The organism is Frankia sp. BMG5.60, from assembly GCF_059428125.1.
Window position 1 is genome coordinate 3,168,945 of sequence record NZ_CM182091.1, and the last position, 21,629, is coordinate 3,190,573.

12 protein-coding genes and 1 pseudogene are annotated in these 21,629 nt (G+C 74.2%); 6 read left to right on the forward strand and 7 right to left on the reverse strand.

The annotated features are described in order from the left end of the window. Positions 1–97 precede the first annotated feature (97 nt). Positions 98–1,132 (forward strand): Acg family FMN-binding oxidoreductase, encoded by a 1,035-nt coding sequence (locus AC5R91_RS12665; protein ID WP_495397349.1) that lies wholly within the window; start codon positions 98–100, stop codon positions 1,130–1,132. A 10-nt stretch (positions 1,133–1,142) separates the two neighbouring features. Continuing rightward, on the forward strand, positions 1,143–2,360 hold the full coding sequence (locus AC5R91_RS12670) for an acyl-CoA dehydrogenase family protein (RefSeq protein ID WP_495397350.1): 1,218 nt from the start codon (positions 1,143–1,145) through the stop codon (positions 2,358–2,360). Positions 2,361–2,723: 363 nt separating this feature from the next. On the opposite strand, the gene AC5R91_RS12675 is transcribed toward AC5R91_RS12670, so the two are convergent. Then, positions 2,724–4,205, reverse strand: a complete 1,482-nt coding sequence (locus AC5R91_RS12675) for a hypothetical protein (RefSeq protein WP_495397351.1) — start codon at positions 4,203–4,205, stop codon at positions 2,724–2,726. A 444-nt stretch (positions 4,206–4,649) separates the two neighbouring features. Between AC5R91_RS12675 and AC5R91_RS12680 the strand changes: the two genes are divergently transcribed. Then, on the forward strand, positions 4,650–6,965 hold the full coding sequence (locus tag AC5R91_RS12680) for a protein kinase domain-containing protein (protein ID WP_495397352.1): 2,316 nt from the start codon (positions 4,650–4,652) through the stop codon (positions 6,963–6,965). Positions 6,966–7,135: 170 nt separating this feature from the next. Next, complete coding sequence (locus AC5R91_RS12685) at positions 7,136–8,071, forward strand: endonuclease domain-containing protein (RefSeq protein WP_495397353.1); 936 nt, start codon at positions 7,136–7,138, stop codon at positions 8,069–8,071. Between the two features lie 238 nt (positions 8,072–8,309). On the opposite strand, the gene AC5R91_RS12690 is transcribed toward AC5R91_RS12685, so the two are convergent. From AC5R91_RS12690 to AC5R91_RS12710, 5 genes are all read right to left on the reverse strand, one after another. Next, positions 8,310–10,868: an FHA domain-containing protein gene (locus AC5R91_RS12690; protein ID WP_495397354.1), complete on the reverse strand. Its 2,559-nt coding sequence runs from the start codon at positions 10,866–10,868 to the stop codon at positions 8,310–8,312. 807 nt (positions 10,869–11,675) lie between these two features. Next, a complete protein-coding gene (locus tag AC5R91_RS12695) occupies positions 11,676–13,187 on the reverse strand; it encodes an LmeA family phospholipid-binding protein (protein WP_495397355.1) in 1,512 nt (503 codons plus the stop codon). A 229-nt stretch (positions 13,188–13,416) separates the two neighbouring features. Further along, positions 13,417–14,151, reverse strand: coding sequence for an SDR family NAD(P)-dependent oxidoreductase (locus AC5R91_RS12700; RefSeq protein ID WP_495397356.1), 735 nt, complete (start codon positions 14,149–14,151; stop codon positions 13,417–13,419). Positions 14,152–14,219: 68 nt separating this feature from the next. Then, the gene (locus AC5R91_RS12705) at positions 14,220–14,375 is read right to left on the reverse strand and encodes a hypothetical protein (protein WP_495397357.1); all 156 of its coding nucleotides are present in this window, start codon (positions 14,373–14,375) and stop codon (positions 14,220–14,222) included. A gap of 213 nt (positions 14,376–14,588) precedes the next feature. Beyond that, on the reverse strand, positions 14,589–16,310 hold the full coding sequence (locus AC5R91_RS12710; RefSeq protein WP_495397358.1) for an FAD-binding oxidoreductase: 1,722 nt from the start codon (positions 16,308–16,310) through the stop codon (positions 14,589–14,591). A gap of 98 nt (positions 16,311–16,408) precedes the next feature. On the opposite strand from AC5R91_RS12710, the gene AC5R91_RS12715 reads away from it, so the two are divergent. Then, complete coding sequence (locus AC5R91_RS12715) at positions 16,409–17,209, forward strand: TetR/AcrR family transcriptional regulator (protein ID WP_495397359.1); 801 nt, start codon at positions 16,409–16,411, stop codon at positions 17,207–17,209. After that, complete coding sequence (locus AC5R91_RS12720) at positions 17,206–18,900, forward strand: glycerol-3-phosphate dehydrogenase/oxidase (protein ID WP_495397360.1); 1,695 nt, start codon at positions 17,206–17,208, stop codon at positions 18,898–18,900. The genes AC5R91_RS12715 and AC5R91_RS12720 overlap by 4 nt, the downstream gene beginning before the upstream one ends. A gap of 1,618 nt (positions 18,901–20,518) precedes the next feature. On the opposite strand, the pseudogene AC5R91_RS12725 reads toward AC5R91_RS12720, so the two are convergent. Next, a pseudogene (locus tag AC5R91_RS12725) lies at positions 20,519–21,610 on the reverse strand (sensor histidine kinase); the annotation flags it as partial. Between the last annotated feature and the right edge of the window lie 19 nt (positions 21,611–21,629).

The window sequence follows — 21,629 nt, forward strand, 5'->3', positions numbered from 1 at the left end:
GCCGTCGGTCCCGACCTGTGGGTTCCGGTCGGCGCATGCCCCGAACGCGATCGTCCCGCAGGCTGGGGGTAGATACTTGAGGAGAAGGGAGGCTGACATGCCCACCGATGCAGAGCGGTCCGCATCGCTGCCGTTGTCGCCCGGCCTGGCCCGAGAGGTGGTCGCGGCGGCCGCTGCGGCGCCCTCCATCCACAACACCCAGCCCTGGCTGTGGCGGCTCGAGGCGGACGGGCTCACCCTCCTCGCCGACAGCTCTCGCCAGCTCGACATCGCCGACCCCGAGGGGCGGCAGCTCCTGCTGAGCTGCGGCGCGGCGCTGTGCAACGCCCTGCTGGCGCTGCGGGTCCGCGGCCTGGAACCGGCCGTCGAGCTCCTGCCGGACGGCGACGACTTCCGCTCGAAGCGCCTGGCCACCGTCACGGTCGTCGGGCAGCGGCCGGCGGACGACACCGAGCGGGCCCTCGTCGAGGCCATCCCCCGCCGGTACACCGACCGCCGCCCCTTCGCCGAGCGCCCGCTGCCCGACGACGCCGTCGCCCGGCTGCGTGAGGCGGCCGAGGCGCACGGCGCCTGGCTCACCGCGCCGACCGATCCGGACCTGCGGGTCCAGGTCAGCGTCCTGCTCTCGCGGGCGGACTGGATCGAGGAGCACAACGACGACTACCGCAAGGAGCTGGCGTCGTGGAGCCGGACGGCGCCGGCCGCCGACGGCATCCCGCGCAGCGCGGTCGTCCACTCGGACGCGCCCCGCCAGTCCGAGTTCCCGATGCGTGACCTCGACGTGGTCGGCCAGGCCGGCACGCTGCTGCGGGAGAATGACGTGGAGCGTCCCGGCATCCTGCTGATCGGCACCGAGGCGGACACCACCGCCGACCGGCTGCGGGCCGGCGAGGCGATGCAGCGGGTGCTGCTCACCGCGACGGCACTCGGCCTCGCGACGTCGCCCATGTCGCAGGCGATCGACGTCGAGGGCATGCGCGAGCAGTTCCGCGCGGCCACCGGCGGGCTGGGGCACGTCCAGATGATCCTTCGAGCCGGCTACCTGCCATCGGGTACCGAGCTGCTGCACCCGACCCCGCGGCGGCGGGTCGACGACGTCCTCGACGTCGCCGGCTCCGACGAGCGCACCTGACGCGGCGTCGATGAGCGGGGGGTTCGGGCTCGACCTGAGCGACGAGCAGCGGGAGCTGCGTTCCTGGGTGCACGGCTTCGCCGCCGACGTGGTCCGCCCCGCGGCATCGGACTGGGACGAGCGCGAGCAGACGCCGTGGCCGATCATCCAGGAGGCGGCGAAGATCGGCCTGTACGACTTCGACGCCCTGGCCACGCTGTGGGCGGATCCCACCGGCCTGTCGCTGCCGCTGCTGTCCGAGGAGCTGTTCTGGGGCGACGCCGGGATCGGCATGTCGATCATGGGCACGACGCTCGGTGTCGCCGGGATCGTCTCCGCCGGCACCCCGGAGCAGATCGGCGAGTGGGCGCCGCAGTGCTTCGGCGACGCGAGCGACCCGAAGGTGGCGGCGTTCTGCGTCTCGGAGCCGGGCGCCGGCTCGGACGTGTCGGCCATGCGGGTGCGGGCCCGCCACGACCCCGCCACCGACGAATGGATCCTGAGCGGCCAGAAGGCGTGGATCACCAATGGCGGCATCGCCGCCGTCCACGTCGTCGTGGCCTCGGTGGACCCGGAGCTGGGCTCGCGCGGCCAGGCGGCCTTCGTCGTCCCGCCGGGCACGACCGGGCTCACCGCATCCCGCAAGATCCGCAAGCTGGGCCTGCGGGCCTCGCACACCGCGGACGTGTTCCTCGACGACGTGCGCGTCCCGGGACGCTGCCTGCTCGGCGGCCGGGAGCGGCTCGACGAGCGCCTCGCCGCCGCCCGCGCCGGCCGGCGCGCCTCCGGCCAGGCGGCGCTGGCGACCTTCGAGGTCACCCGGCCGATCGTCGGCGCCCAGGCCATCGGCATCGCGCGCGCCGCGTACGAGTACGCCCTGGACTACGCCCGCGGGCGTGAGCAGTTCGGCCGGCCGATCATCACCAATCAGGCGATCGCCTTCGCGCTCGCCGACATGCGGATGGAGATCGACGCGGCCCGGCTGCTCATCTGGCGGGCCGCCTGGATGGGCCACAGCGGCCGGCCGTTCGAGGCCGGCGAGGGATCGATGAGCAAGCTGAAGGCCAGCGAGGTCGCGGTGTGGGCGACGGAGAAGGCGGTGCAGATCCTCGGTGGCGCCGGCTACAGCCGCGACCATCCCGTCGAGCGGATGTTCCGCGACTCCAAGATCTACACGATCTTCGAGGGCACATCGGAGATCCAGCGGCTCGTCATCGCCCGGGCGATCTCCGGCCTGCACATCGCCTGACCTCGCACCTGGGTCATTTTTCCGAAAGCCGCCGAGATACGGGGTCTGCGCGGTCACGTGACGGTTTGATCGCACCAGACCGGGTCGCTCACGGCGGCGCCCGACGTTCGGGGGCGTTGCTGGCCCGCCGGCGGCGACCCGGTCCCGACTCGGGGGGTCCCGGGGGCGCCGACCACCGCGGTGTCCCCGGGGATTCCGGGGACACCGGGGATTCCGAGGCCACCGAGGCCCGCGATCGTCATCGCCGTACTGCTCGTCCGGAGGCTTTCGTGCCGGTTTATCCGTCTGGACAAGCGGAGGGTAGGGGGACGGCCGCCGCGGCTCCAGCCTGGACGCAGCGGTTCGGGTGGGGCGGGGCGGGGTTCAGGGGGTCGTGGGGCCGGGGGCACTGACGTAGGCGACGCTGGCGTAGCTGTCGGCGGGACGCCCGGCGGCGTCGACGCAGCGCACGGCCACCGTGACAGCCGTGGGTGCACCCCCGGCGACCGCGGCGACCGGGAGTTCGTCCGCGGCGCAGCGGGCGGTGGGCTCGCCGTAGGGGGTCACCTGAAGCGAACTCGAGGTCCGCGAGACACCGGGGAAGCTCACCAGGTAGCGGCCGACCCCGACCCGGCTGATCTGGTTCGTGGCCCCGGTGCTGTTCGCCGAATACCAGGCCCAGGCGTTCACCGGCGGGCCCGGCGGGACCTGCTGGATCGGCCCGCCCGGACGGGTGACACCGGTGAACGCGTGGCCGAAGCTGGCCGCGCCGGTCGGGATGAGCGCGTGGCCGCTGGTGTAAAGCAACACGAACGGGCTGTCCGTCCACACCGACCCACGCGCGCAGCCGACGAACACCGACTGGCGGTCCTTCTTCACCACCCGGCCGAGGGCGTTGCACCCGATGGGACCATCGCCAGTCGCGTTGACCTGCAGGTTGTTGCCGTTCTTCGCGAACGCAGGCCCGGTCAGGTCGATCGTGTAGTGCCCGGCGCCGACCCGGTGGACCTCGATCGTGCCCGGCCCGCTGACGCTGTAGGCGTTCGTCGGGCGGGAGGTGGCGGCCGACGCGGCGTCGGACCGGAGGTAGGCGTACGCCCCGCCCGACGACGGAGACGGCGACGCGGTGACCGGGAACGACGCGGTGACCGGGGGCGCCGCGGTGACCGGGGGCGACGCGGTGACCGGGGGCGCCGCGCTGATCACAGGCGCCGTACTGACCGGGGATGCGGGCTGAGTCGGGGTCACCGACGCGGTGTCCGGCACGTGGGTGAACAGCGCGGTGAAGGCGGAATCGGCCGGCGCCCCGGCGGCGTCGCGGCAGGTCAGATCGACCTGCTCGTCCCGGCCGGCGGCGCCCCAGCGCACGACGTGGCAGGAGACGACCGGCGCGGTGGCAGGGACGGCTGCCCCGGCAGGGTCCAGCGCGGTCACGATCGCGGCGCCGCGCCCGGCGGCCACGGCGATGTTGGGGAAGGTGACCCGGTAGCCGCCGGTCTGCCGCCGCACGACCGTGACCTGCGCGGCGGCGCCCGGCCCACCGGCAGTGCGCCAACTCCCGGCGCTCTGTGCCGACGGAACCGCCGTGGGCGCGGTCTCCGCCGACGGAACCGCCGCCGGCGGGGACTCCGGGGCGCCGGCGGGTGTGACGCTGGCGAAGCCCCACACCGGCGCCGCGGCAGCCCCGCCGCTGCCGGTCGGCGTCGCCGAACGGGCCTGCGCGCCGCTACGGAGGAGGTCCGGGTCGGACTTCGCCGTCCGGGTTGCGTCCCGAGACCGGCCGTCGCCGCGGTGGTCGCCGCCCGAGCAGGCGGCCAGGGCGAGCAACGCCGCCGCGCAGCCCAGCGCGCCGGCGACCCGAGCCACCCGAGGTGCCCGGGCTGCCCCGGTTGCCCGAGCTGCCCCGGTTGCCCGAGCTGCCCGAGCTGCCCGAGCTGCCGAAACAGTCTGGGCCACCCGGGCGGTCTGGCCGGCCATCCTCGCCATGTGGTGCCTTCCTCGCGTCCAGATCTCGCCCTCGCGTCAAGATCTCGTTGCGACGACCATGACACAACCGGGGCGTAGGGAACCGCCCGAGACCGACCCGAACCCTGTCAATCCGCTGACAACCAGGCCGTAAGGGGAGTCGGAGCCCCGACAGTCCTGCAACAGGGGACACTCACCTAAGATTTTCCCACGTGATCCGCCGTGCCGGCGGGTCGGGGACACCATGATCGATCAAGAGTCGGTGCGCGACACCGGCGGGCCCGCGCCCAGCGCGTCGCCCCGCCCGGACCGCGGCCGACACGTGGCAGGCAGGGGTACAGGTCGATGGCGTCATCGGATGCTGATGTGGCGGCGCGCGCCGTTCCGCTCGGCCCGGACGACCCCCGCGAGCTCGGCTCGTACACGCTGCTGGGCAAGCTCGGCCAGGGCGGCATGGGCATGGTCTACCTGGGACGCTCGGAGAAGGGCCGGCTCGTCGCGATCAAGGTGATCCGGACGGAGGCGGTTGGCAACCCCGAGTTCCGGGCTCGGTTCCGGCTGGAGGCGGAGACGGCCCGGCGCGTCGCCCGGGTCTGCACCGCCGAGGTCCTCGACGCCGACCCCGACGCCGAGTGGCCCTACCTCGTCACCGAGTTCATCGAGGGCGAGACGCTGGCGCGCTACGTCCAGCGCAACGGCCCGCTCGCCGACGCCAACCTGGAGCAGCTCGCGGTCGGCGTCGCCGCGGCGCTCACCGCCATCCACAGCGCCGGGATCGTGCACCGCGACCTCAAGCCCGCCAACGTCATCCTCTCCCCCTTCGGCCCCCGCGTGATCGACTTCGGGATCGCCCGGGCCGTGGACGCCGGCAGCGGCCTGACCGGCGACCTGCAGCAGCTCGGCACGCCCGCCTTCATGTCCCCCGAGCAGATCGAGAGTCAGCCGATCACCTCGGCGGTGGACATCTGGGCGTGGGGCGGCCTGGTCGCCTTCGCCGCCACCGGCCACTACCCGTTCGGCGACGCCTCCGCCCAGGTGCTGCTCTACCGGGCGCTGCACGAGGAGCCGCGCCTCGACGACGTCGACCCGGCCCTGCGCCCGATCGTCTGGCTCGCGATGCGCAAGAACCCGACCACCCGGCCGAGCGCGCAGCAGCTCATGCTGCGCCTGCTCGGCGACCCCGCCGGCACCGGCCCGGACGCCGCCGCCGCGGTGGACCCGCAGGACGTCACCAACGTCCTGCAGGGCTGGAACCTGCCCGCCCCCGGCGCCACCGGGCCGGGGACCGGGAACCCGACGGCAGGCCCCGTGGGCACCGGACCGGCAGCGGACGTCGGCGGGCGCGGAGTGGCCGCGGCTGCGGCAGGGGCGGCGGGGGCATGGGCGGGTGCCGCCGGGTACACGGCCGACCCCGACGCCCCGACCCGGCTGCCGACCGGCCTCGGCGTGCCGGCGCCGCCGCGGACGGCGGGCGACGGGACCGTTGCCGGCCAGTCCCCCACCCGGGTCGGCGCCGAGGCCGGCGGGCCGTCCTGGCCGGGTGGGCCCGGCGGGAGCGGCGGTCCGGGATCGCCGTCCGGCGCGGGCGCCCGCGGGCGCAGGAACCGCGGGCCGCTGCTCGTCGGCGGCGGCGTCGTCGTGGTGGGCGCGATCCTCGCCGGCATCCTCGCCCTGACCTCCGGCGGCAACGACGGCAAGTCCGGCGAAACGGGCAGCACCGCCAAGCCCGCCGCCACCGCGGTGGCGTCCGCGCAGCCGGCGGCGTTCACGGTGCCCCGCTCGGCCGAGTCGCTGAGCCGCGACACCCTCGTCTACGCCTCCAACCGCAACGGCAACTACGACCTGTTCCGGGGCGACGTCACCGGCGACGGCGGCCTCCAGAACGACAAGCCGCTGCTCACCGGCCCGGACAACGACATGCTGCCGGCCATCTCCGGCGACCGGAAGACGGTCGTCTTCTTCAAGAAGGGCAGCCCGAACACGCTGCAGGCGATCGCCGCCGACGGCACCGGCAAGCCCGTGCAACTGTTCACCTCCGGCCCGGCGGCGAACCTGACGATCGCCGACGATGCCCGGCCGTCCCTCTCCCCGGACGGCAAGTTCCTGGTCGTCCGCTCGAGCACCGACGGGACCGGCGCGCCGAACCTCGGCCTGTACGTGGTCAAGCTGGACGGCTCGACCGTCCAGCGGCTCAACGCGAAGCCGCAGGCGACCGACCCGGCCTGGTCGCCGGACAGCGAGCGGATCGCCTACTGGTCCAACAAGACCGGCGGCGACCGCGGGTTCATCGTGGTGATCCCGGTCCAGCCCAACGCCGAGGCGACGCCGGTGATCAACGACACGCTCACCACCGACTCCGACCCGGTCTGGTCACCGAACGGCGACCAGATCGCGTTCACCCGGCGGCAGAACGGCGACCTGGAGATCTTCGAGATGAACTCGGACGGCTCCGACGTCCGCCAGTTCACCCACGCGCGCGGCGACGACCAGGACCCCGCCTTCGGCCCCGACGGCCGCATCGTCTTCTCCGGCCAGCGCGACCCGAACAACCCCAACGCCCGCCAGCTCTTCGTCCTCAACCCGAACGACCCCGCCGCCGGCGACCGCCAGCTCACCACCCTCGGCGGCTTCAACGGCCACGCCCGCTGGAACGCCGGTTAGCCCAGCGCCCGCCTTCTCCGCTGCCGCCTCGTCCTTGCCCTTCAGAGGGACGAACGGGACACGGAAGCCTCTGGTCAGGCGAGGATAGTCGGTCTCCCAGGCCCTCGGGTTGTCCACAGGTGGCGAATCGGTCGGGCCCGGCGGCGGCGTCCCGGCCGACACTCAGGGGCGTGATCCAGTCCGAGGAGAGAGTTGTCGCGCTGGCTCGCCGACAGGATGACGTGGTCCTGCGCCGGGACGCTCGCCGGCTCGGCATGTCGGATGGCGCGATCACGCTGCGACTGCGCCAGCGCGGCTGGACGGCACCGATCCGCGGGGCACTGGTCGTCCCACCCGTCCGCGACGAGGTGCGAGCCCACGCGCGGGCGGTGCACGCGGTCGTCGGCGGCACGATCTGCGGGCTGACCGCCGCGCGACTGCACGGCCTGCCCGGACTCTCCAGACGCCGGCCGGAGGAACCGGTGGACGTCACCTTGCCCGGTGCCGACGGCCCCCGCCAGCGTCGCGGTTACCGCCGGCATCGGATGACACTGGGCGACTCAGAGGTCGTCGATCTCGCTGGTCTGCCTACCAGTTCGATCTCCCGGACGCTCGAAGATCTCGCGCTTCTGTGCGAACGGGAGGTGTTCGTCTGCGTGCTCGACGCCATGATGCACAGACGACTGCTGACCGAGGTCGACCTGCTCGACCTACGAGGCCGGGTGGACGCTCGCAGGCACGGTGGCCGTGCCCGGGACTGGTGGACACGGATCGACGGACGGGCGGAGTCTCCACTCGAGACGCGCCTACGGCTGCTGCTCGGCGACGCCGGCCTGCTGCCCGAAGAACTGCAGTGGCCGGTCCACGACCCGCTGACCCGCCGTCTCGTCGCCCGCCTCGACTTCGCCTGGCCGTCATCTCGGCTGGCGGTCGAGGCGGACGGCGTCGGTCCCCATGGTGAGCCCGATGCCCTGCATCGCGATCGCTTCCGCCAGAACGAGCTGGTGCGGCTCGGCTGGGAAGTTCTGCGGTTCACCTGGCGGGATGTGACCGTCGGGTCGCGGCGCCTGACGGTGACCGTCGCCGCCGCGCTGCGCGACGCCGCCCGCCGCGACGGCCCCGGCTAGAACTCTTCCGCCGATCGGACGGCGGGTGCGTCGGCGGCCGATGCGTGGGAGAGCGCCCATCTGTCTCTTCCACAGGGTTCGACGTCCGATTTATCCCTGTGGAAGAGACAGATGTCGCCGTTCCCACGCACACCACCCCGCGCGCGGTCGGGGCGGCCGCTGTTGGCGCGGATCAGCGAGGCGACCAGCCAGCGAGCGGCCCGCCGCCGCGAGCCGGGGCTGGCGGCGGGGCAGCGGCTCAGCGCGGGGGGCCGCTGACGGGGGTGGCGGGGGCGCGCTTGACGGTCTTGGGGTCCATGCGGCGGATCAGCATCGAGACGATGACGATGAAGAGGATGCCGATCGCGGCGCCGGCGATGATGTCGGTGAGGTAGGCCGACGCGGTGTGGTCGTAGAACGGGTCGACGACGGCCTTCGGGTTGATCAGCTTCTTGGAGCCGTCCGGGCGTAGGACTCCGGCGAGGGTGATGCGGTTCATGTCGGCGATCGACGACATCGACGCGAACCCCCAGCGCGCCGGCGCGATGTAGGCGACCTGCTCCAGGCCAGCGGTGCCCTTGACCGGCACGATGCCACCGCTGAAGATCAACTGGGCCATCGTGATCAGGACGAGCAGGGGCATCGTCTTGTCGGCGTTGTCGACCAGCGCCGAGATCACCAGACCGAGCATCGCCGAGGCCAGCGACACCACGATCACCGCGATGAGCATCTCCAGCAGCGAGTTGCCGAGGATGAGCCCCGCCTTGGGTGTTCGCCCGGCCAGCCCGATCAACGTGAACGGGATCGACTGCGCCACCGTGATCAGGATCAGGACGAGGACCTTCGACCCGATGTACGCCGTGCGGGACAGGCCGATGGCTCTCTCTCGGCGATAGATCGCCCGTTCCTTGACGATCTCGCGGACCGAGTTCGCCATGCCCATGAAACAGGCACAGAGCACCATGATCAGCAGAATCGTCGGTCCGTCGGAGTTCGGCGAGAACTGTTTGGCCTGCTCGGCGGTCAGCTCGAAGTTCCCGCCGATGGCTCTGGGTATCAGCCCCAGCAGGAACGGGAACGCGATGATCAACCGTAGGTAGGACTTGTCCGACGCCACAACGCCCATGGTTCGACGACTCAGCGTGATGAGCTGAGAGATCACCGACTGCTGACGCAGAGAGGGCAGTTCCTCGGGCGCCGGCCGCGCCGACGGGGCGGTGATCGACGCCGGAACGTAGTAGCGCGAGTTGCGGAAGCGAGCCGCCGACTCGGCGCCGGGCGTCGCCTCCAGGGTGAGGAAGACGTCCGGGTAGTCGCGCTTGCCGAAGAAGGACAGCGCGTCCTGGGGCGGCCCGAAGTAGGCGACGTACCCACCCGGAGCCAGGACCAGGATGTAGTCGCACAGGTCGAGCTGGGCGACGCTGTGGGTGACCACGATGACCGTCCGGCCGTCGTCCGCCAGGCTGCGCAGCGACTCCATGACGTTCTTGTCCATGCCCGGATCGAGACCGGAGGTCGGCTCGTCCAAGTACAGCAGGGTCGGCCGGGTCAGCAGCTCCAGCGCCACCGACGTCCGCTTGCGCTGGCCGCCGGACAGCCGCGACACCTGGGTGTTCGCGTGCTGGGTGAGGCCGAGCTCGGCGAGGACCTCGTCGACGCGGGTGCGCCGCTCCGCCTTCGTGACGTCCGGCGGGAAGCGCAGCTCGGCGCCGTACTCCAGGGCCTTGCGGACGGTGAGCGAGGTGTGCAGCAGGTCCTCCTGCGGCACGTAGCCGATGCGGCGCCGCAGCTCGTCGTACTCGGAGTACAGGTCACGACCGGCGTAGCGGACGGTCCCCTTGTCCGCGGGCCGGAACCCGGTCAGGGCGTTGAGCAGGGTCGACTTGCCGGCGCCCGAGGGCCCGACGACGCCGAGCAGCGCCCGGCCGGGCAGCTTGAACGTCATGTCGTGCATGAGCTGCTTCTGGCCGGCCCAGACGTTCAGGGCGTCGGCCTCGAAGCTGACGTCACCGGAGTCGATGTACTCGACGAGCTGGTCGCCCTCGAGCTGGAAGACGTGGTGACCGACGGCGATGACGTCGCCCTGGCCGACCTCCGTCCGGTTGATCCGGCGGCCGTTGACGAACACGCCGTTGGCCGAGTCGAGGTCGGCGATCTGCAGGCCCGACCGGCCGATGTAGAGCTCGGCGTGCCGGCGGGAGGCGAGCAGGTCGGTGATGACGATGTCGTTGTCCCGGGCGCGGCCGATCGACATCGTGCCCTGGCGCAGGCGGTAGGTGGTGCGCCGCTCGTGCTCCTGCTCGAGGCTGGTGGAGCCGCCGGCGCGGTCGTCGCGGCGGCGGTCGTCGTAGTCGTCGTAGTCGCGCCCGCGCTGCGCCGGGCTCGTCGGCGCCTGGTGGCCCCGGCTGCCCCGCCCCGAGGTGGGCCGCGGCGGGCTGTAGCCGGCGGCGTTGGGCAGCATCGTCTGCATGTCGTAGCCGGGGTCGTAGGCCGGCTCGTCGACCGGGCCGCGCCCCTGCGGGAACTCGGGGTGGACGACGACCTCGGGGCCCGTGGGAGTCCCCAGCCGCAGCCGCACCTCGTCGTGCACCGGCACGGACTCGGGCATCCGCTGCCCGTCGATCCAGGTGCCGTTGGAGCTGATGTCGCGGACGACCCAGCCGCTGCCGGCCTGTTCGAGGAGGAGGTGACGGCGAGAGACCCGGCTGTCGGCGATGACGTAGTCGGCGGTCCGGGCACGGCCGATGATGAACTGGGCCTCGGCGGGCACGGTGGCCGCACCGGCCTCGGTGACGACTCTCAGGAAGGTCGTCTGCACGTGTTTCCCCCTTCGCGACGGGACGCTGGCCGGGTTGTCCCGCCGAACTCCACCTTGTAACTACGCCAGGTCGTGTCACCAAGCCGAGCGATGCCACCGCTTCGAGCGGCGCCACCGGGGTGACCGGTGATGCCACGCCGAGCGGTCACGCGGGTTGACCGATCATGCCGGATGTCCGATCGTAGCGTCGAGGGATGACCTTGATCCACCCCGGGTGACGGTTGACCGGCCAGCCGAACGGCGTTCCCGCCGTCGCATTCGACCTCTGGACATCTCTCGATTTCCTGCCGCCTCTTGATCCTTCGATATGCCGGCTGTCCTGCACGGACCTTCTCCGCCGTCGGCCCAGTCGGGCCGCTTCCGCGGCGACCGTGCCACGGGGGCGACGGTGACGACGCGCGACTCCCGTGCGGCACCCTATGAGAATGCCGGCTGGTGGTCCTCGGGAGTGGCATCTGTCGCCGATCCGACCTGGGGGGGATCCGGACGGCTCCCAGCACCTGACCGTCCGCACACAACCGGTCCACATGGCGACCCCACCGCGACCGCAGCCGCTCGCTTCGCGTCCAGGAAATACCTGGGTGCGCGCCCTGTGACGGCGGCAGGCCGACCCGCGCCCACCCGCCCAGAACGGGCCGCCGGACGACCGCGGACGGACCGGGTCCACGCCCGCGGCCGCGCCGAAGCAGCGGGCGCCCGCGTGCTCGGGCCGGTGACGCCGCCCAGGACGGCACCGGGAATGTGGCCGGAATCATGCCCGCCCGGGGAAGATCGGGTTCCGGGTGGGCATGGTCATCGGCAGGCCGGTCAGGATGCCGGAAGAACGACGTCCTTGGCCGTCGCGGTAAGCGACAGCCCGGTGGCGTTCGTCGACGCCTTGACTATCCGCAGGTGGAACGGCAGACCGGACACCGGGATCGGGATCGGGATCTTGAACTGGAAGGGGATGCTGAAGTTCAGGCCGCCCTGAACCGACAGCTCGGACGGCACCAGGGTGAGCTGGTTGTCGTTGACCTCGAACGTGGTGATGCCGCCGATCTGCGTGCTGCCCAGCCCGAAGAGGGCGTCGGTGGTGCCGCTCAGCTCGACCTTCTTCCCACCGTCCACCGGCTTGACCTGGAACTTGACCGCCTGCTTCGCGAGGAAGGCGTTCAGGTCGGCGTAGGTGATGCCGACGGTGGCCCGCACGTCGTCGACAGGGACCTTCCCCACGTTGTCGGTGAGGGCGTCCCCGAGCGGCACGTGCACGCCCTTGAGATGCGCCTTCACCGAGGAGATCTTCGGCCCGGGGGTCGGGATGCCGTCGATCCCGACGCCGATGTCGGTGAACTTGCCGAACAGCACCTGGGTGATGAAGGGGAACCCGCCGATGCTGACGCTCGTCACCTTCGGCACCGGGTCGCCGGGCTTGAGGTTCTCGGCGACGGACGCCTCGACCTGTTTGCGCATCTGCCCCTTGGCGATCACCACGCCGACCCGGTCGCCCACGACGAACAACACGACCAGCACGACCAGCACGATCGCCAGCAGCCGACCTCGCCGGCGCCGCCGTGGCGGCTTCGCGGTGGCGGCGGCGGTGGCACCGGCCGGCGGCCCGCCGGCACCGAACCCGTCCCGGGCGGTCCCGCCGGCGCCGGCCGGCCCGTCCTGGCCGATCGCCGCCCCGGACCCCTGGTCATGGGCGGACTGCTGCCCGTAGCCGGCCTGGTCGTAGGCAGTCTGGGCATAGCCGGGCTGCGCGTACCCGGACTGTGGATACCCGGACTGTGGATACCCGGACTGGGGATCCTCGGGTCGGGTCGAACCCGGCCACGGTTGGCCGGCGGCGGCGACGCCGCTCCGACCGATGATCATCGTGCCGTCGGCGGCGCCCTCGGGGTCGGACCAGCCGGGCCCGGCCTCACCTCGACGGCGCACGGCCGCCGTGCTCGTCGTCGGCGCGGCGGCGGGCTGATCGCCCCCCGGCCGGGAGCCGGCGCCCGACCGCGGGTCAGCACCCGATCGCGGGTCAGCGCCCCGTCGGGGGTCGGCGTCCCGGCCGGCGGCGACGGTGGGTCCGGCGGCGGGGACGGGTCGGGCGTGGGGTCCGGAGCCGGCGGCGTCCATCGGGCGTACCGGCCGGAACGACTCGGCCGGCGGGGGCGGACCCGACGGCCGGAACGACTCGGCGGGCGGCGGCGGCCCGGACGGCGCCCCTGGTCGGGCAGCGCGCTGCCCCGCCGCCGGCGCCGCGCCCGCCGACCGCGTCCCCTCACCGTCGGCGGGCATCACGTGCGTGCTGTCCGCCGCCTGCCCGTCACCGTCGCGTCCGTCGTTCACCGGACCATCTCCTGCCAGTACCGCGCCGGAGCACGCCGTCGCTGTGTGGTCTTCCGCCTGGCGGCTGTCATGCACCAAGCTCTGCCGGATCGTCGCACGTTACGCGCGTCCGGCAGGCCCGCGGGTCCGATCATCCCCGGATCAGGCTTGTCGGATTACCGACCTTCACCCGAAGCGAGCCGGAACAGGCACCTTCGATGCTGGTCCGGCACGGTCCGGTTCCCACAGCTCACACCTCCAGCGGGAGCTGCGCCACCGCGGTGTCCCGTCTGACCGGTGCCAGGCGGAACACGTCGCCGCGCGGCGCCGCGAACGCCTGCCAGAAGTGGTCCGCGACCTCGGCGGGACGAAGCGGGCCCGCCGGGCTCACCCGCCCGTCGAGGACGACCGTGCGCAGCCGGATCCCGCGGGCGGCCAGCGTCGGGCGCAGCGCCTCGGCGAGCGCGGTCAGCCCCGCCTTGCCGACGGCCAGCGCGAAGCGGCCGGCCACCGGTTCGGTGCGCGGGCTCGCCGTGGTGAGCAGGATCGTCGCGGCCACCCGGTCGTCGAGCAGCCCGGCGGCCACCTGCACGGCGGCAAGCGCCCCGGTGACGTTCACCGCAAGCGTCTGGTTCATCGTCTCGGCCGGCACCGTGAGCGCGGCCCCGCGGATGCTGAGCTTGGCGTTGTAGACGAGCACGGTGAGTCCGCCGATCTCGGCGGACACCCGCTCGACCGCGCCGGCGAGCGCGGCGGAGTCGGTGACGTCCGCGACCCCGCCGGCCACCGTGAGCCCCTCCTCCGCCAGCGCGTCACGCACCCGGGTGAGGGTGTCGGCGGAGCGGGAGACGACCCCGAGCGCGAAGCCCTCCCGCCCGTACCGGCGCATCAGCTCGACGCCGAAGCTCGTCCCCGGCCCGATCACGACGAGGCCGCGCGTCGGCGGCTCGGACGCATCCGGCTCGCGCGGCGCGGTGCTGCTCATGCCCACATCCTGGCCGAGGCGGCGGCGGGAGATGTCGGGGATGGCCAGATCGGCCGCGGCGGGACGGGTCAGGTTCGGGCGCGCTCGTCCCGGGCGGCCTGAACCGCGTTGGCGGCCCGCAGGGGTGCGCAGCGCGCGTAGGCCCACCCGAGGGCGGCACTGACGATGATCACGGGGATAAGCAGGAGCAGCAGAGCGATGATGACCGCACCAAAGGTCTCCATGCCTTCTGCCTACCCGCGATCCGGGGTAGCCCAGCCGGGGGTGACGCACGAGTCGCTCCAGGTCGCGCTGCCCATCCAGAGGGATTAGCCGCCTATCCAGAGGGATTAATCGGACAGCGAGGACCTCCGGCGAAGCAGGTGGAGCCTCCGGACAAGCGGCAGAGCCCGTGCGCAGGCCGACGGCCGGACGAGCTCGCGGGCGGCCGGGTGCGGTCAGGCGACGAGGATCCCCGGGTTGAGAATTCCGGCGGGGTCGAGGGTGCGCTTCACCGCGCGCAGCACGTCGACGCCGAGGCCGCCGATCTCGGCGCCGAGCCAGGGGCGGTGCTCGGTGCCGACGGCGTGGTGATGGGTGATCGTGCCGCCCGCGGCGACGATCGCGTCGCCGGCCGCCGCCTTCGCCGCCCGCCAGCTTCCGATCGGGTCCACGCCCTGCGCGCACACCACGGTGAAGTAGAGCGAGGCCCCGGTCTCGTACAGGTGGGAGATATGGCACATCACCACCGGCGACAGCCCCGCCGCACCGAGCGAGCCGATCAGCGCCGCACGCACGCCCGCGTAGAGCGCCGGCAGGGTGGCCCAGAACCCCGCGGTCTCCAGCGTCTCGGCGAAGATCCCCAGGTCGAGCAGGGCGTCGCGCAGGTAGGGCGCCCGGAACCGGCCCCGTTCCCAGGCGGGGCCGGCCGCGGCGTCCAGCCGCCGCGCGCCACCGGCCAGCAGCACCCCCGCGACCTCGGCGGCGCGCCGCTCGACCGCCGGCCCGGACCCCTCGTACCCGGTCACGAGGTGGCAGCCGCCCGGGGGACCGTCCGCCACATCGGCCCCGGTCGCCGCGACGGTCCCGGTCGCTGCGGCGACCCCGGTCGCCGCCGTCGGCCCCGTCTCCACCGCCTGGCCGGTCGCTGCCGCCGGCCCACCCTGACGCGGCGGACGGGCGAGGCCCCCGACGGTCTCGGTCTCGTCGGACAGGCGGCAGACGGTGGGCCGCAGGTCGCCCGCCGCGAGGGTGCGTAGCAGTCGCGTCCCGGTCGCGAAGTCCGGCACCGACCAGCCCTCGAAGATCCGCCGCGCCGGCAGCGGCCGGACCCGCGCCACCACCTGCGTGATGACGCCGAAGGCGCCCTCGGAGCCGAGCAGCAGCTCGCGCAGGTCCGGCCCGGCCGCGGAGGCCGGCGCCCGGCCGAGCTCCCAGGAGCCGACCGGGGTCGCCACCCGCAGCCCAACGACCAGGTCGTCGAAGCCGCCGTAGCCCGCGGACGCCTGGCCGCTGGACCGGGTGGCGGCGAAGCCGCCGATGGTGGCGTACTCCCAGGACTGCGGGACGTGCCCGAGGGTCAGACCGTGCTCGGCGAGCAGCGCCTCCGCCCGCGGACCGCGCAGCCCGGCGCCGAGCTCGGCGGTGCCGGACTCCCGGTCCACCCGGCCCAACGCGTCCAGCCTGGCCAGGTCGAGGGCGACCACCGGCCGTTCGGCGGGCCCGGCGGGTTCGAGGCCGCCGACGACGGAGGTGCCCCCGCCGAACGGCACGACGACGATGCGCTCCCGGCTCGCGAGGCGCAGCACCGCGAGCACCTCGTCGTGGTCCGCGGGCAGCACGACCGCGTCGGGCGCGGCCGAGGCGTCGCCGGCGCGCAGGCGCAGCAGATCGGTCGTGGACCTCCCGCGGCAGTGGCGGATGCGCGCCTCGTCGTGCGTGTGGACGTGGCACGAGCCGACGATCGTCGCCAGCGCGTCCCGGGCCGCCGCGGGCAGCCGGGCCGGCGGCAGCCGCACCTCGTCGAGCCGGACCGGCGCGGTGGGCCGCGCGGTGATGCCCAGTTGGGCCAGCAGCCCACGAACCTCGTCGGGCAGCGGCTCGTGCGCGGACGCGGGCCCCCAGCCCCACCAGACGGGTTCGGTCGAGCCGATCCTGCGCGCTTCGTCGGTGCTCGACATCGCCCACCTCGGTTCGCCTGCTCGATCCGGCTCGCTGGACTTCGGCACGAGACAGTGTGACAGTCGAAGTAACATTGTCACAAGGCCTCGACTCCACGATGGCACAGCCGCGGCGGGTGCGCCCCCGCGACGCCCGGTGCACCACCGCGGCAGTCGACCAGGAGGGTGGCCGCACGATGCTCGACACCGACCGGCACCCCGACACCGACCGGCACCCCGACGTCGCCGCGGCCCCGGGTCGTCCGGTGCACTGGTCCGGCGAGGACGCCGTCCTCGACGCGGCGAAGGCGTCGCTGCTGGCGGTCGGGGTCCGCCGCACCACGCTGACCGAGGTCGCCCGCCGCGCCGGGGTGAGCCGGATGACCCTCTACCGGCGCTGGCCGGACCTGCGCTCGCTGGTCGGCGACGTGATGACCCGGGAGTGGACGCGGGTGGTCACGGCGGCGACGCAGCCGACTGCCTCCGAGTCCGGCGGCGATCTGGACGACCTCGTCGACCACATCGTCGCGACCGTGGAGGCGTTCCGGACGAACCCGATCTACCTGCGGATCATCGAGACCGACCCGGAGCTGCTGCTGCCCTACCTGACCGAGCGGCGCGGCGCCACCCAGCAGATGATCATCGATCTGCTGACCGGGCAGCTCGACGCCGCCGCGCGCAACGGCATGGTGCGCCCGGTGGACCCGGCGGCGCTGGCGGTCATGGTGCTGCTCGTCGTGCAGAGTTTCGTGCTGTCGGCGGGCGCCCTCGCCGGTCCGGTGCCGGCCGCGACGCTGGCGGCCGAGCTGCGGCGCCTGCTGCGCGGCTACCTCGCCCCCGACGCCGCGGGCACGCCACCCGTCAGCGCCGCCGTGGGCGCCATGAGTGCCGGCGGGCCGACCCGGGGCGCGACGCCATGACGGCCGCCGGCTGGCCGGCCCCGCCGGGGAACACCTCCCTCGACGCCCGGCGGCGCGACCGGGAGCTGGCCGCCACCGTCGACGGCGATCCGGTCGACGTGCTGGTGGTCGGCGGCGGCGTCACCGGCGCCGGGGTCGCCCTGGACGCCGCGTCACGCGGCCTGTCGGTTGCGCTCGCCGAGGCCCACGACCTCGCCTTCGGCACCAGCCGGTGGAGCTCCAAGCTCGTCCACGGCGGGCTGCGTTACCTCGCCGGCGGCGACGTCGCGGTGGCGTGGGAGAGCGCCGTGGAGCGCGACATCCTGATGCGGCACACCGCCCCCCACCTCGTCCGGGCGCTGCCGATCGTGACCCCGCTGACACCACAGGTGTCCCGCTCGGCGGCCGGGTTGGTGCACACCGGGCTGCGGATCGGCGACGTGCTGCGCCGCGCCGCCGGCACCCCGCACACCGTGCTGCCGGGGCCGCGCCGGCTGACCGCGGTGGAGACCCTCGGCCTCGCCCCCGCGCTGCGGGAGACCGGGCTGCGCGGCGGCCTGGTGTACTGGGACGGCCAGCTCGTTGACGACGCGCGGCTCGTCGTCGCCCTGGCCCGCACCGCCGCCGGCCACGGCGCCCGGATCCTCACCCGCCTTCGGGTCGAGCACATCGACGGGCCCGGCTCGGCGGGCGGCGCACCGACGGCCGCCCGGCACCGCGGCTTCGAGGTGACCGCCCGCGACGAGCGCACCGGGGACGAGATCCGGCTGCGCGCCCGGACCGTCGTGAACGCCACCGGCGTCTGGGCCCCGGCCCTGACGCCCGGCATCCGGCTGCGACCCAGCCGCGGCACACACCTGGTACTGCGCTCGGATGCCCTGGCGGGAGCCCGCGGGGCGCTGTCCGTGCCGATGCCCGGTGAGCGCAACCGGTTCGCGCTGGTGCTCCCGCAGGGTGACGGCCGGGTCTACGTCGGGCTGACAGACGTCCCGGTCGATCGGATCACCGACGTCCCCGAGCCCGACGACAGCGAGATCGCCGAGCTTGTCGACGTCGTGTCGACCGTGCTCGCCGCGCCCCTGGACCGCGCCGACCTGCTCGGCACGTTCGCCGGGCTGCGCCCCCTTCTCGATGACCGCCCCCGGCCCGACGACCACCCTCGGCCCGACGACCACCCCCGGGCCGACCGCCCTCGACCCGCCGGCCCTCCCCGACCCGACATCGCCCACCTGGGGCGCACCGCGGACCTGTCCCGGCGCCATCTCGTCCACACCGATCCGGGCGGCCTGGTCACCGTCGTCGGCGGGAAGCTCACGACCTACCGGCGGATGGCCGCCGATGCCGTGGACGCGGCCATCGCGGCCGGCGAGCTGACCGCCGGCCCCTGCCGGACCCGGCGGCTCGGGCTCGTCGGCGCCGCGCCACGATCGGTGCTCGCCGCGGTGGCGGCACCGCGCCGGCTGGTCGAGCGGTACGGCACGGAGGCGCCGCGGGTGCTCGCGGTCGCCGACGACGACCCCGGGCTGCTCGCGCCGATCGTCGACGGGGTGCCGGTCACGGGGGCGGAGCTGCTGTTCGCGGTGTGCCATGAGGGAGCGCTCGATCCGGCGGACCTGCTGGACCGCCGTTCGCGGATCGGCCTCGTTCCCGCCGAACGGCGCGCGGCGCTCGCCGCCGCCACCCGGCTGTTCGACCACGCGGTGACGCGCTGACCGTCTCCCCATCGGATTCACCGAGGCCCTCGGACCCGCCGGCACCGTCGCACCCGTCGAGCCCCTCCATCGAGCCGGACCCGCCGGCAGAGCCGATCCGCTCGGGGGTGGCCGTCGCCTGGTCGTCCAAGCCGGCGGGGTGGTCTGGGTCGGCGGGACTGGCAGGGCCGGCGGGACTGGCAGGGCCGGCGGGGTTGGCAGGGCCGGCGGGACTGGCAGGGCCGGCGGGGTTGGCAGGGCCGGCGGGGTTGGCAGGGCCGGCGGGGTTGGCCTCGATGGTCGCGGACCAGTGCATCTCGATGCAGGCGACGCCCTCGCCGATCGTCCCGCCGGCGCGGACCAGCCCCGAGCCGCCGGGGCCGAACTCGCTCGCCCGGCCGAACTCGGCCAGGGTCGGCCCGGCGAGAACGGGTCGTCTCGGCGTCGCCGCCGCCCCGGCCCGCCGCCCCTCGAGCCGCCCGACGACCCGCGCGTCGACCGCCGACGTCCCCTGCACCGGCAGGACTGGCCCGGCAGGCAGGACTCGCGGGGCCGGGACGCGGCGGGCCGGGTAGGTGAGGTAGACGCTCGCCTGCGCGGCGCCGAGGTAGCCGGTGAGCACCACGGGCCCCTGCCGGACGGCGGCCAGCACCGCCGAGATCCGGACGAGGAACTCCCGATGCACCGGTTCGGGCAGCCCGAACAGGTCGCCGTCCGTCTGGACGGTGACAGCGATGCCCCGGGCCTCCGCCTGCTCTATCGGACCGGCCAGGTCGCGCAGCGCGGCGAGGCCGGCACCGACGAGATCCCGGCGCAGTGCCCGGGCACGCGCCGTGCACAGGGCACGCACCTCGGGCCGGCTTGGATCGCTCCGGCCGGCGGCGATGTCGCGCAGCAGCGGCAGGAACCGCGCGTCCAGCTCGTCGAGCCGCCGGCGCCGGTCCCGGCGGACGGCGCGGTCCAGCACCCGCCGGCTGGTCAGATCGGCCTCCAGGTCGTCGGCCCGCGCCCGCTCCTGCGCACTGGCCCGCAGGACCGGCCCGAACATGGTGACCAGCACCTGCATGATCCACTGCGCGTACACCGCGGCGGCCAGCCTGGCGAGCACCAGCGGGTCGTACCGGCAGCCGAGGCCGACGACGATGCCGACCATGGCCACCGTCGCGATTCCGGCGGCAGCGTAGCGCTCCCGCTGCGGCCGGGACAGCACCGCCAGCGCCACGAGCAGCGGGTTGATCATGGTGGTGCCCCAGCTCACGACCAGTTCACCGGGAGGTTCCACCGTGTTGACCGCGCCGGCGACCGCCGAGGCGACGGCCGCCAGCAGCACGGCGACCGACTCGCGGCGGCCCAGCGGCCGGCGGGCGACGACCCGGGCCGTCAGCCCGATGACCATGGCCGTCGCCAGCCAGCTCGCCACGCCGGCCGGCATCGACCGGGCCTCGTCCCGGTGCAGGACGACCGGGATGAGTGCGGCGAGCCAGCCCACGACCACCGCGAGGGCGAACGCCCGGCGCGCCGCCGCGGCGAACTGCTCCTCCAGACGGTCGGCGCAGGCCGTTTCCGCGGCGACCGGCGGCGGCAGCTCCCACCGCAGCGTGATCCGGGTGCCCCGCCCGGGTTCGGACCAGATGTCGGCGCAGCCACCCACGGCCGCCATCCGGGCGGAGACCGAGTGCCGCAGCCCGAGACGGCGGCTGTCCGCGGCCAGCTCCGCCGGCCGGAACCCGCGTCCCCGGTCGATGATCGACACCTCCAGCCGGCCGGGGCCGACCTGGGCGAGGACCCGGGCGTCGCCGGTGCCGGCGTGGGATCGGACGTTGCGCAGCGCCTCGCCCATCGCGGCGGCGACGGCGGCGCCGACCTCGTCGGGCACCCACTCGCCCGCCGGCTCCGCCCCGCCCCCCGGCGCGTCGGCGTCCAGCACGACCCGCAGGCCTGCGCCGCGCGCGCTGCCGACGGCCTGGTCGATGCGTTCGTGGAGAGTGGGACCCGCGTCCGGCCGGCTGGCCAGGTGCTCCTCGACCGCGCGCACGCTGTCCGCGCACTGCCGGCGCAGGTCGGCGGCCGGCTGGTCCTCGCTCATGCCCAGGCCGGTGAGCGTGTTGAGGATCGTGTCGTGCAGGAGCCGCTCCTGCTCGCGGGAGTCCTGCTCGCGCCCCTCGGCGACGAGCTGCCGGCGCCGCCGGGCGGTCACGTCGCGGTGCTGCCGGTCGGCCTCCATCGCGACCCGGCGCAGCCGCCCGGCGGCATGATGCAGCAGGGCGCCGACGACGAGGAGGATCGCCGTCGCGGCGAACACCTGAGGCCGGTGGTGGGCGGCGCCGGCGAGCTGGGCGCCCGCCAGCACCGCCGTCGCCACGGCGAACTTCCGGGCCGGCAGGGCGAACGCCGCCGCCACCACGGCGGTGAGCAGGCCGACGAAGGCGAACGAGGCGGGGTCGCCCCGCGACGCGTCAGGCGTCAGCCAGCCCGTGGCCAGCGCGATGAGGGCCGCCACGGCCACGTCGGCGACGGCCATGGCCCGGCGCGGACGGCGACGCAGGTGCACGACGAACAGCGCACCCCACGCCAGCACGACGACCGGGCCGGCCAGTGCCGCCGGGTGCGCGCGGTACCAGTCCGCCCAGGCTGCGACGAAGACCAGCAGGTAGCCCAACTGGGCGAGCCGCAGCCGGGCGGTGCACCGAACCATCACCGTGGACAGCGCCTGCACCGAGCGTCCGTTCATGTCGCACAAGTGTGGAGGA

Coding starts and splice junctions, on each gene's coding strand:
- AC5R91_RS12665 (WP_495397349.1), top strand. CDS start 98: ATGCCCACCGATGCAGAGCGGTCCGCATCGCTGCCGTTGTCGCCCGGC.
- AC5R91_RS12670 (WP_495397350.1), top strand. CDS start 1,143: ATGAGCGGGGGGTTCGGGCTCGACCTGAGCGACGAGCAGCGGGAGCTG.
- AC5R91_RS12680 (WP_495397352.1), top strand. CDS start 4,650: ATGGCGTCATCGGATGCTGATGTGGCGGCGCGCGCCGTTCCGCTCGGC.
- AC5R91_RS12700 (WP_495397356.1), bottom strand. CDS start 14,151: ATGAGCAGCACCGCGCCGCGCGAGCCGGATGCGTCCGAGCCGCCGACG.
- AC5R91_RS12705 (WP_495397357.1), bottom strand. CDS start 14,375: ATGGAGACCTTTGGTGCGGTCATCATCGCTCTGCTGCTCCTGCTTATC.
- AC5R91_RS12710 (WP_495397358.1), bottom strand. CDS start 16,310: ATGTCGAGCACCGACGAAGCGCGCAGGATCGGCTCGACCGAACCCGTC.
- AC5R91_RS12715 (WP_495397359.1), top strand. CDS start 16,409: ATGGCACAGCCGCGGCGGGTGCGCCCCCGCGACGCCCGGTGCACCACC.
- AC5R91_RS12720 (WP_495397360.1), top strand. CDS start 17,206: ATGACGGCCGCCGGCTGGCCGGCCCCGCCGGGGAACACCTCCCTCGAC.